Annotated in this window: 9 protein-coding genes and 1 pseudogene; 5 read left to right on the top strand and 5 right to left on the bottom strand. The window is 39.1% G+C overall.

Features of this window, described 5'->3' with window-relative positions:
* Position 1: 1 nt before the first annotated feature.
* From SLP02_RS20115 to SLP02_RS20095, 5 genes are all read right to left on the bottom strand, one after another.
* Positions 2-829 carry a ChaN family lipoprotein gene (locus tag SLP02_RS20115; protein WP_319422498.1) on the bottom strand — a complete coding sequence of 276 codons (828 nt, stop codon included), beginning with the start codon at positions 827-829 and terminating at the stop codon, positions 2-4.
* 116 nt (positions 830-945) lie between these two features.
* Positions 946-2,796, bottom strand: coding sequence for an ATP-dependent zinc metalloprotease FtsH3 (ftsH3, locus tag SLP02_RS20110; RefSeq protein WP_319422497.1), 1,851 nt, complete (start codon positions 2,794-2,796; stop codon positions 946-948).
* Positions 2,797-3,100: 304 nt separating this feature from the next.
* Positions 3,101-3,901: an alpha/beta fold hydrolase gene (locus tag SLP02_RS20105; RefSeq protein WP_319422496.1), complete on the bottom strand. Its 801-nt coding sequence runs from the start codon at positions 3,899-3,901 to the stop codon at positions 3,101-3,103.
* Positions 3,902-3,979: 78 nt separating this feature from the next.
* On the bottom strand, positions 3,980-4,648 hold the full coding sequence (locus SLP02_RS20100; RefSeq protein ID WP_319422495.1) for an SDR family oxidoreductase: 669 nt from the start codon (positions 4,646-4,648) through the stop codon (positions 3,980-3,982).
* An 18-nt stretch (positions 4,649-4,666) separates the two neighbouring features.
* Entirely contained in the window at positions 4,667-5,002 is a 336-nt protein-coding gene (locus SLP02_RS20095; RefSeq protein WP_319422494.1) for a hypothetical protein, read from the bottom strand.
* A gap of 355 nt (positions 5,003-5,357) precedes the next feature.
* On the opposite strand from SLP02_RS20095, the gene gyrB reads away from it, so the two are divergent.
* The 5 genes and pseudogenes from gyrB to SLP02_RS20070 all read left to right on the top strand — a co-directional run bounded on the left by gyrB (position 5,358) and on the right by SLP02_RS20070 (position 12,796).
* Entirely contained in the window at positions 5,358-7,292 is a 1,935-nt protein-coding gene (gene gyrB / locus SLP02_RS20090; protein WP_319422493.1) for a DNA topoisomerase (ATP-hydrolyzing) subunit B, read from the top strand.
* A gap of 197 nt (positions 7,293-7,489) precedes the next feature.
* The gene (locus tag SLP02_RS20085) at positions 7,490-8,032 is read left to right on the top strand and encodes a hypothetical protein (RefSeq protein ID WP_319422492.1); all 543 of its coding nucleotides are present in this window, start codon (positions 7,490-7,492) and stop codon (positions 8,030-8,032) included.
* On the top strand, positions 8,025-9,905 hold the full coding sequence (locus SLP02_RS20080) for a DDE-type integrase/transposase/recombinase (protein ID WP_319422491.1): 1,881 nt from the start codon (positions 8,025-8,027) through the stop codon (positions 9,903-9,905). The genes SLP02_RS20085 and SLP02_RS20080 overlap by 8 nt, the downstream gene beginning before the upstream one ends.
* Positions 9,906-9,971: 66 nt before the next feature.
* Positions 9,972-10,746, top strand: a pseudogene (locus SLP02_RS20075) (IS1 family transposase).
* Between the two features lie 505 nt (positions 10,747-11,251).
* On the top strand, positions 11,252-12,796 hold the full coding sequence (locus tag SLP02_RS20070; protein WP_319422490.1) for a sensor histidine kinase: 1,545 nt from the start codon (positions 11,252-11,254) through the stop codon (positions 12,794-12,796).
* Positions 12,797-12,942 lie beyond the last annotated feature (146 nt).

Below are 12,942 nucleotides of genomic sequence, written 5' to 3'. Positions count from 1 at the left end.
ATTATTCTTCTAATAAAAAGCTTGTTTGGCTAAAAGACTTATCTTTGATGCGTCTATTTACACGCTCAGGAATAGCATAATTATCCATAACGTGAGCTTTGCCAACTAAGACAACTATCTGGGACTGAGGATGATTGTTGTAGTAACGAGCGATCGCATCTGCCATGGTCTCATCCCACAATACTTGTGCTGCATAGAAATTTTCTTGATCGCTGCTATTTCCCTGTCCATTTTGAGCGTGTGCTTGATAGACTTCTGCCATTTTTTGACGATATTCTTGATTATCCAGCTTAATTTCCGCTAGAGGTAGAATATAGCGAAAATTACCGTCTTTTAAGCTATCTAAGCCAGTTTCAGCTACCTTTTGCGTAACTTCTGCGGGAGTATTTAGAGCAATTAGGGGGATTTTGTTTTCTTGAGCAAAGCGTAAAATAGGAGCATAAAATTCCCAGTCAAAACCCCAGCGAGTATCGTATTCAGTTTGCTCTCTTAACTCAGCCTCGCTAATTTCTCCTGATAAATAAAGATCTAAGATTGGTTGAAAAGGACGCTGAAACATTTCTAAGCCAATTGCTAGTCTTGTCTTAGAATTTGCTTGAGCTTGATCGAGTTGAGTGATAATTTCTAACTCTGCTGCATGATGTTCAGCGCGATCGTGATTTTCTCCTAAGTAAATTACGTCATACTGTTTGAGTTGATTAATTTTCTGTTCACTGATAATCCCTACAGCCTTTGCAGTAACGTTAGTCGCTTGATTTGGGTATTGAAAAATAAATCCCGCCAAAAATGCGCTGAAGAAGCAAATTAGGGCGGGAATTTTTAATTTCATGAATGTATTAGTTTTTCGCTAGCGATCGCCGTTAACTAATGTTTAGAACGGCAATCTAGCATAGGTTTTAGCCTTTTTGTGTTTACAGAAATTTCGTCAAGTTAACTAAATTGAACTTAAGCTAAAGATGCCATTGTTACATCATTACTGGATAAAACATCCTGTAGTTCATCTGCTTCTACCGTTTCTTTCTCAATTAGCATTGCGGCTAAACGATCAAGAATGTGACGATTTTCTTGCAAGACCTTTTTAGCACGACCATAGGCTTGATCGACATAGTTACGTACTTCTTCATCGATCGCTGCTGCGGTTTCGTTGGAGAAATCGCGGTCTGAGGCAATATCGCGACCCATAAAGACATTACCGTTTGAACGACCCAAAGCTACAGGACCAAGGCGATCGCTCATTCCAAAACGAGTTACCATCTGACGCGCTACTTTAGTTACCTGCTGTAAATCATTAGAAGCACCAGTAGTAACTTCTTCTTCGCCATAGATAATCTCTTCAGCTAGACGACCACCGAGGGCTACAGCCATTTGGTTTTGAAGATAAGAACGAGAATATAAGCCAGACTCCATGCGATCTTCACTAGGGGTAAACCAAGTTAAACCACCAGCACGACCACGAGGAATAATGCTTATTTTCTGTACAGGATCGTAGTCAGGCATCAATGCACCAACTAAAGCGTGACCAGCCTCATGATAAGCCACTAACTCTTTGCGTTTTTCGCTCATGACGCGGTTTTTCTTCTCTGGTCCTGCCATGACGCGATCGATTGCGTCGTTGACTTCATCCATTGAGATTTCAGTTAAACTGCGACGAGCCGCTAGAATTGCTGCTTCGTTAAGTAAATTTGCTAAGTCAGCACCAGTAAAGCCAGGGGTACGACGAGCAACTTTATTTAGGTCTACGTCTTTAGCTAAAGTTTTACCGCGAGCATGAACGTTGAGGATTTCTTGACGACCTGCATAGTCAGGACGATCAACTACTACCTGACGGTCAAAGCGACCTGGACGCATTAAAGCGGAGTCTAATACATCAGGACGGTTGGTAGCAGCAATCAAGATAATGCCTGTATTGCCTTCAAAACCATCCATCTCGGTTAGCAGTTGGTTAAGAGTCTGTTCGCGCTCATCGTTACCACCCCCTAAACCAGCACCACGCTGACGACCAACGGCATCAATCTCATCGATAAAGACGATACAGGGTGCATTAGCTTTAGCTTGCTCAAACAGGTCGCGGACACGAGAAGCACCCACACCCACAAACATTTCGACGAACTCTGAACCAGAAATACTAAAGAAAGGTACGCCAGCTTCACCAGCTACCGCTTTAGCTAGTAAGGTTTTACCTGTTCCTGGAGGTCCTACAAGTAATACACCTTTGGGAATTTTTGCGCCAATAGCGGTAAAGCGATCGGCATTTTTGAGAAAGTCTACTACTTCAGTAAGCTCTAGCTTGGCTTGCTCAATACCAGCTACATCGCCGAAAGTTACCTGAGTTTTTGGCTCCATCTGCACTCTAGCTTTAGACTTGCCAAAGTTCATGGCTTGTGAGCCTGGACCACTTTGCGCTCTTCTAAGAAGGAAAAATAATCCAACTAATAATAATATGGGGAATAAAAGACTGCTCAAAGCTCTAAACAACCATCCTTCATCACTTTGAGGCAGAACGGCAATATCAACACCGTTATCACTCAAAATATCAATTAATTGAGGATCGTTAGGTAGGTTAACAGTTATAGGTGTGCCTTCACGGTCAATAACTTGCGCTTTAGTGCGATCTGCACTAATCTTAACGGTTTCTATTTTATGGCTCTGAACTTCGTCTATTAATTTGCTGTACGCCCAAGTTTCACGTGTTTGAGGTTGCTTATCTAAAAAGGCAGTGCCTAACGCTACCACTACTATGGCTAACAAAACATACAGTCCTGCATTGCGCCATTTTTTATTGTTATCTTTACTCACTCTGACAGCCTCCCTGCGCTGAAGATTAGGAATCTTTTTACTTTAATTTTAATGATTTCTGCTTTGTTGCTCTTTGTTAAAGATTATTTAGATAATTATAAGCTGAATACACTGACAACATCGGATTTGACCAACGGTTACAGATTACTATCTGCAAGCATCATCTAAAAATCCAGCCTTTATTACTCTTTTAAATTTTAACCTTGTTAACTTATGTTAACGTTTCTCAGGAAACATTTGCCAATGAATCTATAGAAATTGCTGAAAAGCCTATTAAATTTATTTTACTCCTACAATCTATGCTCTATGCCACTCCGTCTAAAAATTGCATTACAGCTTGATTGAACTGCTCGGGAAATTCTATCAAGCTATTATGTCCGCCTCGCTCCAATATCACTAACTCAGCTTTGGGGATCTTAGCAGCAAGTTCTTCTGAATATTTTAGAGGAATAAAGATTTCATCTCTACCAATCAGCACCAAAGTTGGAACTGAGATTTGGCTAACTTGCGATCGCGTGTCATGTTGCATCAGCGCAGCAACCTGTCCTGCAAAACCTTGAGTGGATTGTGGATGAGGATTATTGAGTGCAAGATTGATTAAATCCGTCACAGTTTCGTCATCTTCAAAAAACTCATTTGTGTAAACCCACAAGCAGATGTCTCTCATCCAGGTTTCTATAGACACATTTTCGTTGAGCATTCTGATCCAGGTCTGAACTAAATGTTTTGCTCTAGCAGGAAACTGGGTGGCTGTTGCGTTTAACACTAAGCTTTTTACCAACTTAGGATATTTCAAGGCAATTGTCTGGGCAATCATACCACCCATTGAAAAGCCCAAAATATGAGCATTATCCACCTTCAAAAATTTTAATAAGCCGACAAGATCATCCGCCATCATCTCGGTTGAGTAATCTTGATTAGGAGCATCAGTTTGTCCAACACCACGATGATCGAAGACGATAACCTGATATTTTTGTGAGAGTACAGGAACTTGGTTGAACCATGTGCTGCTATCCATGCTTAAACCGTGAATCAAAACTACAGGTTCACCACTGCCGTGAACCTCATAGTACATTTCAATATTACCAATCTTGGTTCTGGGCATTCTGTATCTCCTGGTTAGAATCGCTCTAATTATCTGTTGAAGCAGAATCTTGGCTAGATTTAATTATCTGGGTACTTATCACCAAGGTAAAATCTCTCCATTGGAATGCCAAAAAGTTCCTGTATTGTTGAGATCTAATTCTTCAATACGAGTCAGTAAACCTTTGACTGAAGTTTCGGTGGTAATTCCTGAATCGGTAAAATTAGTCATACGAGTTTTAACCAACCCTGGATGTAAAATAGCCACCGCAATACCTTTAGGCTTTAAATCATGAGATAAAGATTTACCTGCCATCGATAAAGCTACCTTGGACATTCGATAGCCGTATGAGCCACCAGATGTATTGTCCTCAATTGAACCCATACGACTAGTCATCAAAACAACTTTTGAGCCATTATCTAAATTAGATAAAAGTGCTTTGGTAAATTGCAACGGTGCGATCGCATTTATCTCAAACTGCCGACTTATACTATCAAAATCAAGCTCTTCTAAGGTGTTCCGCTCTACTATTCCCGCATTATTAATCAAAACATCAATCTTTTTTCCATTGAGTCTTGCAACTAAACTATTGACTGCTTGTTCAGAAGTAAGATCTACATCCTTTTCTATCTGTACCTCCAAAGCTTCCAACTCCTCAGAAGGCGATCTGCATACAGCAATTACCTCATGTCCTTGTTCTTTTAGCTGACGACAATACTCTAAGCCGATGCCTCTATTTGTTCCCGTAATTAAATATGTTTTTGTCATTGTCAATTTAAGCTAAATTTATTTTTTATTAGGCATAGGTTGCAAATCCTCATAATTTACACCATCAGCTTTAACAGTCTTGTCTATTTTTAAAATTGGTTTTGCTTTCTCTTCTGGTAAAAAATAAAGTTGTTTTTTTCCTTGTTGAAAAAACTGCTGCGAGCCACTACTCGAATCAATCAAGAAGTTTGGTTGTCTAACTGGTCTAACATCATTATATTGAAGAGTTTGACTTAAATTTTGAACTGTATTATCTACGCCATCAACTGATTGGGATCTGGCTAGATTGGCAAATAATATTGCAGATGCCAATCCTGTTAAGAATAAAGCCTCTTTTATAATACGACTACCCATTACTATTTTCCCAAAAACTACCTTAGCTGTATTTTACTATCTAGCTAATTTGCAGATCGCCTTGTAGTACAATAAAACTATATTGAAGAAAAAATCAAATATAAATAAAATTAGTTTTGCACTATTGATTGGCTATCCCTTATAACTGTCATTTAGGAGTCAGCTAAAATTTTTATTTGTGGCTTAATAGCGATCGCAAAATCATATCAGCTTTAAATCGGGGATTAAGCCTATAGTTAAAAACGATCACAGAAAGCTTTAAGGCGGTCACTAAAGCTTTTGTGTTAGAATCTTTGAGTGTTTTTTCATTAAGTAATAAATACGAAGCTAATCAGGCATTTTTCGGAGAAACTACATGGCTAGCACTTACGATGCAGATCAAATTCAGGTTTTAGAAGGTCTGGAGGCAGTACGCAAACGTCCAGGGATGTACATTGGTTCGACAGGACCAAAAGGACTGCATCACTTAGTATACGAGGTAGTAGATAATTCTATTGACGAAGCACTTGCAGGTTTTTGTACTCATATAGAAGTTGATATTAATCCTGATGGTTCAGTCACCGTCACCGATGATGGACGGGGTATTCCCACGGGCATCCATTCTAAGACAGGCAAGTCAGCTTTAGAAACAGTAATGACTGTTTTGCACGCTGGGGGTAAATTTGGTGGTGACGGAAGCGGTTATAAGGTTTCGGGTGGTTTACACGGGGTAGGTGTATCGGTAGTTAACGCTTTATCAAAATTGGTAGAGGTAACGGTTTGGCGAGATCAAAAAGTTTATCTCCAAAGCTATCAAAAAGGAAAAGCTCAAGGACAGTTAGCTGTAAAACCAAATAAAGACCAGCCTAAGCGCACAGGAACTTCAGTTCATTTTGTTCCTGATGAGACTATCTTTAGTGAAACAACCACTTTTGAATATGATATTCTAGCAAAACGGTTAAAGGAGTTAGCTTATCTCAATGCGGGCATTAAAATTACCTTTAGCGACCAACGCCTAGAAGAAATACGCCAGGATATATTTTGTTATGAAGGTGGCATCAAAGAATATGTCCAATACATGACGCTAGAAAAAGATCCTCTGCATCAAGACATTATTTATGTCAATAAAGAGAAAAATGGCGTAACTGTAGAAGTTGCTTTGCAGTGGTGTATTGACTCCTATAGTGATAATTTATTAGGTTTTGCCAACAATATCCGTACCATTGATGGGGGTACTCATTTAGAGGGTTTAAAAACTGTCCTGACTCGGACAATGAATACCTTTGCCCGCAAGCGTAACAAAATTAAAGAAAATGAATCTAACCTTGGCGGGGAAAATGTCCGTGAGGGTTTAACTGGAGTCGTATCGGTTAAAGTACCCGATCCTGAGTTTGAGGGACAAACAAAAACCAAGCTGGGTAATACAGAAGTTCGCGGCATAGTTGATTCTCTTGTAGGAGAAGTTTTAAACGACTATCTAGAATTTAATCTTAATGTTGGCGATGCCATTATCGAAAAGGCCGTTCAGTCTTTTAAAGCAGCCGAAGCAGCCCGCCATGCGCGAGAATTAGTTCGCCGTAAATCTGTTTTAGAGTCTTCTCCTTTACCTGGAAAGCTGGCTGACTGTAGTACTCGCGATCCTGAAGAATCAGAAATTTTCCTTGTGGAAGGAGATTCTGCGGGTGGTTCAGCAAAGCAAGGCAGGGATAGAAGATTCCAGGCAATTTTACCCCTGAGAGGTAAAATCATCAACATCGAAAAGACTGATGACAGCAAAATCTACAAGAATAATGAAATTCAGTCAATGATTACCGCCTTGGGGTTAGGCATCAAAGGAGACGAATTCGATCCAACTCAACTGCGCTATCACCGCATTGTAATTATGACGGATGCTGATGTAGATGGGGCGCACATTAGAACATTGTTGCTGACGTTCTTTTATCGCTATCAAAGGGACTTAGTAGACCAAGGCTATATTTATATTGCCTGCCCTCCTCTGTATAAACTAGAACGAGGACGCAACCATCAATACTGCTATAGCGATCGCGAATTACAAGAGCGTATTGCTGAATTTCCCGCCAATGCTAACTATACTATTCAGCGATTCAAAGGGCTAGGTGAAATGATGCCCCAACAGCTTTGGGACACGACAATGAATCCTGAAACCCGCGCTATGAAACGAGTAGAAATTGATGATGCAGCCGAAGCAGATCGAATGTTTACTGTCTTGATGGGCGATCGTGTTGCCCCCAGACGAGAGTTTATCGAAGCCAACGCACCCAAGTTAAATCTAGATGATTTAGATATTTAATTCTTGTCGGTTTACTCATAAGCTAAAACGTCATAAGATAAGGGTATCTCACAATCAATTATAAGAGATACCCTTATCTTATGGCTGTTTCTCGAAAGCTACGCAGGAATAGCGGATACAAGCAGACCGTCGGCAATTTTAGTAGCTGCAAAATGAAGACGGGTGTTTAGTATGATTCCGCGCTTAAAAGAGATTTTATGTACTGGCTGGAATTCGATCCAGATGTTGTATCTTATATAACGCCAGCTATTTCATTTGATTATTACGAGTCAGGCAAACTCAAACAATATGTTCCCGATTTTCAAGTTATTCGCCGCCATAAGAAACAAATTATCGACGTTAAATCTAAAAAAACGCTTGAAGGCGATCGATACAAGCTACTCTACCAGAGACTGTTAAATATTTGCGATGGTGCTGGATGGACATTTGTTGCTTTGAGCGAGTCGGAAGTTCGACGAGAGCCAATCTTCTCAAATATCAAGTTACTCTATCGATATGCACGAGAAAATTTTAGTATTGATGAATATCGAGACTGTTTAGAAATTGTTAGATCTCAAGTGCCAACTTCGTTTTCTGGTATTTATCAGATTCTTGACTGCCATAAAATTCCTCGTAATGTACTGCTCAAGTTAATCTTTTGCTGCTCAGTCAAGATAGATCTTAAGCAACTTATTCAGTTAGACAGTGATATTACAGCAGTCTCGGAAAAAATTGATTGGGAGAGATTGTTAAATGTCTAAAATAAAGCTGCGAGATGGATTGAAGTTTGAACTACACGGACGAGAATATGAATTAATCGAAAGGATATCTTTAGGAGACTGGAAAATCCGTAATGTAGTCACAGCAAGGGAAACTAGCTTGTCAGAAACTGATATTACAGATCTTTTGTTTAAAGGAAAACTCCAGTTCGTCACAGCAAAATCTCAACAACACATTAATTTTCCCGATCTGAGTGAAGCAGAAAAAAACAATGCAATTTGGAAAGAAAAGTATGTAAAGAAAGTCTTGGAAGAAGGCATAAATAAGTCTACTAAAAAAGCATTAGAACCAATTATTAAAGAAGTATATCGTCAAATAAAACTAGATGAAAATATTCCGCAAAAAATTCAAAATAAACCTAAACCTTCATTTAATGCGGTTTATCAATGGGTCAAAAAATATAAGCAATCGGAAGGAAACATTCATTGTTTAGTATCAAATACCAAAAAGAAAGGCAACCGTAAATCTCGACTACAGCCAGAAGTTAACCAAATAATAGAACAAGCAATTGATGAAATATACCTAAATCGCAATCAAGGTTCTATTAAAGACACCTACGACCGCGTGATTGTTTTAATTGTGGAAGAAAATCAGTATAGACAATCTTTGAATTTGCCAGAGTTAAAAATCCCTAACTATATGGCTATTCGTAATACCATCAAAAAAATTCCCTCACAAGAGAGAGATAAAGCTAGGTTAGGAAAGAAAACTTCAGACTTAATTCATCGATCTGTAAGTGTCGGCGAAGGTTTGAATCCTACAAGACCCTTAGAAGTCGTAGAAATCGATCACTGTAAGTTGCCTTTTTTTGTTTTGGATAATGAACATAGATTACCAGTCGGTCTACCTTGGCTTACATCTGCAATCGATGTGTATTCACAGACGGTAGTTGGCTATTACTTGACTTTCGATCCCCCTAGCTATCTTTCGGTTATGTACTGCTTGTTGCACAGTATTAGATCCAAAGAATACGTGAGATCGACCTATCAACCTGTAAAAAATAAATGGACTTCTTTTGGGTTAATGGAAACTCTCAAAGTCGATAATGGTACGGATTTTCGAGGCAAATCATTAGAAGATGCTTGCAGAGAACTAAAAGTAAATTTAGAGTTTTGTCCTGTTCGGATACCTTGGTATAAAGGTACAGTAGAAAGATATTTTGGCAGTATTCAGAAACAGTTAAGTGGCAAAATTCCAGGAAGCTGTGCCAAGTTTATGGAAGAAAATGATTACGATCCCAAAAAGCAAGCAGTTGTAACGCTACACGACCTACAGGAAATCATCCATATCTTCTTGATAGATGTACATAATCAAAGCTCGCATACTAAATTGAAGAGTACTCGCGCTTCAGTTTGGGATCACGGAGTCCAATCTTATCCAGTTTCTTTGCCTAGTTCTAACGAAACTTTGAAGGTTTTGTTAGGCGATATTGAAGAGAGAACTATTAGTAGAACAGGAATTGAGTTTTATTACTTATTTTATAACAGCGATCGCCTGCAAGAATTACGCGATCGCTATGAAGCAGGGGATTTCCGTAGAAGAGACAAAATTAGAAGCAAAGAAAAGGCTAAGTTCAAATATAATCGTAACGATATTTCAGTCATTCACATCCGAGATCCTCAGACAGGAGAACATCAAGCAGTTCCAGCAATAAATCAGAATTATACCCAGAATCTCTCTTTGGCTCAACATAGAATTATTCACCGATATGCTTTGAACCACGGATTTATTCAAGGCGGAAAAAATATAGATGTTGTGGCATTAGCATTAACCAAACAGGAAATTCAAAATATTATTAACGATGCGATTAAAAAAAACAAAGCAGCCAAAACTTCCAAAAAAGTAATCAAATAGGCGTTGGTGAATTAAGGTATGATTTAAAAACTCGCGCTCGCTGATTGAATAACTAACGAGAGTTAAATTTTCAGGCAATGCCCTGAATGTAAATCTACTCACATCAATAAAAACGGAAAGAAAAGAGGCAAACAAAACTAGATCTGTGTTGAGTGCCAAAGACAATTTCTAGACTGTTATCAAACTCAAAAAGGTTATTCGGACGAACTAAAACGAGAATGCTTGATAATGTACGTTAAGGGAATGGGTTTTAGAGCAATAGGAAAAGTAAAAGGAATACATCACGTCACTATTATGAACTGGGTTCGCGCAGTGGGAGAACTTTTACAGAAATGCCTATGATCCAGAAACAATTCCACAAGTGGGAGAATTGGACGAATTAGAAACCTTTGTTGGTCATAAAAAAACAAAATATGGCTTTGGACAGCAGTAGCTCACTTTCAGCCAGGAATTTTAGGTTGGGTTCTTGGGGATCATAGTGCAGAAACTTTTGAACCACGATGGAGGGTAGTTAAAGAATGGCAGTGCTATTTCTACGTAACCGATGGATGGAAGGTTTATCCAGGTTTTATTGCAGATGGCGCTCAAATCGTTTGTAAAACCTATATGGCGCTTAGTTGAAGGTGAGAATACTCGACTAAGACATTATCTGGCTCGATTACATCGAAAAAGCGGCAAGACCCAGCGTCGCCGAAAGGCGCCTACGGCGAACGCTTGCCAAGACACTCTTTGTTATTCCAAATCCAAGAAAATGTTAGAGCATTCGATTCGTTTACTTCTTCATTATCTTAGATTTTGGGATGTCCCAGTTCCTTATATAAAACAATATTCTCATTTTTAGCGCTCGCTTTATTCCCAAATCATACCTCGATTCACCAACGCCAAAAATTCTCTAAGCCGAAACTAAAACAGATTCAGCTAGTACCACGGGGCTTGCCTTACCAGCTAGATCCGTTTTTTAAAGGGTTAGAAAATTATCTATTTAAAAATTAGTCGATCAAACTAATCAAAAAAGATTTATTCGATACAAAATCCCAGAATAATGCTGTGAAGAAAGAGAAAAGAAAGGATAAGTTATTAAATCCTTTAGCTCAAAATTATTATTATCCTCGTCTTCTATCTACTTAATCTTACGAGTTTTGGGATTACCGTTATTTTCTTCACTCAAATCAGCAACGCCGAGGTTTCTACTATATCGGCGATTGCCACCTCCTTAGTTCGGTTTTACTTCTTGGTAAGAGACTATAAAAACAGATACTATCAAAACAAATAGAAAAGTATCGCCTTGCCCAGATTATATTTGGGTACTAAAGATAAGAGAAGCAAGAAGAGGTTTAAGTATTAAAGTGCAAAACTGGTTACTACAAAATTTAAGTGATGTACTAAATCGGGAATTACAAGCCGAGGGTACTTGTATAATAAATAATAATTCTGATGCTCAACAAGTAACCGAGAGCAATAGACAGAGATACTATAGCGAAAAAAACCGTCTAGCAGAATTAAAAGCTCAAAAAGAGTGGAGTGGAGCGATCGCTTCAGTAGAAAAGCTACTCCTGTCTGAAATTGATTCTAACCAAAAATCTCTACCCCATCAAAAGCAGGGACTAATCTTTTCTGCGCCTGTTCCTTTATTAAGTAATTCTAATTTAGTTACCTGTTTTCAGTCGGCGGTATTCACCAAAGATGCTTTCAATACTAACGCTTTAATGCCCTGCCGTCATTCTGTAGAAACCAATCAAGCAGTTAATGAAGATGCTGCATCAGTAATTAAGCTGCCTTTAGTTCCTCAAGATCCTATTAGTCAAGAACAGTTTTGTTTAGTTCTAACCGCTAACTTTGGTCTGGTTATGGTTTTAGGCAAAGATAGGGAGTCAGCTACTAAGTTCCATTTTTCTTTCGATCCGATAACCATCGGTGAAGTTTGGGCAACATTGCGATCGCGCTTAGTCGTAACTAACTTTCATTATCTAGAACAGTTAGATAATCTAGTGAAGCACTTTAGTCCACCAAATCCCAGCTATCGCCTAGTAACTAACTTTAGCCGTCAATTGCTGCACAACATACCCGATTCGGCTACTTTGTCAGTAGCTAAAACTCGTCAAGCTGAAAATATTCCAGCAGCTTCAGAACTGGCTAAAATTAAGTCCACCTTGGCATCTAAAAAGACTACCAGATATGCCGAAATGGAACTGTTACAGGCTCTTACTCATGAAGTAAGAACTCCCCTAACTACTATTCGCACCTTAACTAAGCTGCTGCTTAAGCGTCAGCAGGATTTCAAACCCAACGTGGTGCAGCGGTTACAAACTATCGATCGCGAATGTACTGAACAGATAGAACGCATGGAGTTAATTTTTAGTGCTGCGGAATTGGAGTCCACTCCTCCCGCTGCTAAACCAGTGCAGTTAGTACAGTTTTCTTTGGAGCAGGTATTTCATCAAAGTATTCCCCGTTGGCAGGAGAAAGCCAAACGTCGTCACGTAGATTTAGATTTTACCCTCCCCTCAAAACTACCAAAAGTGGTAAGCGACCCTGCTATGCTAGACAAGGTATTGACTGGGTTAATCGAAAGCTGTACTCGTAGTCTGCCGACTGGAGGACACATCGATGTCAAAGTTTCCACCGCCGGAGATCAGCTTAAATTGCAGGTGCTATCCCAAGCAGGTAATATTGATAATCCACTTAAATCTTTGGGGCAATTACTGGCTTTTCAACCAGCAACAGGATGTCTCAGCCTTAATCTAGACGTGACTAAAAATATATTTCAGGCTTTGGGAGGAAAACTCACCGTTAGACAGAGACAAGAACAGGGTAAAGAACTAACTATCTTTCTTCCTTTGGGTAACTCACATCACAATCCTAACCTACAGAAATCTCACATACAAGTCTAGATTTTGAAAAACATATTCGATCTGCATATCCTTTGTCTCTGATTCATATCTACAGATAAATCACGCGCCTGAAATTTATAGTTTTTAGTCGAAAACGGTAGAGTAATACCTGAGTGAGCTAGGATTTTAATTAACGTATGGTTTAA

It is taken from the genome of Pleurocapsa sp. FMAR1, assembly GCF_963665995.1.
Classification (GTDB): domain Bacteria; phylum Cyanobacteriota; class Cyanobacteriia; order Cyanobacteriales; family Xenococcaceae; genus Waterburya.
The sequence above is the reverse complement of the archived record's forward strand: the minus strand, read 5'-3'. Positions and strand labels throughout refer to the sequence as shown.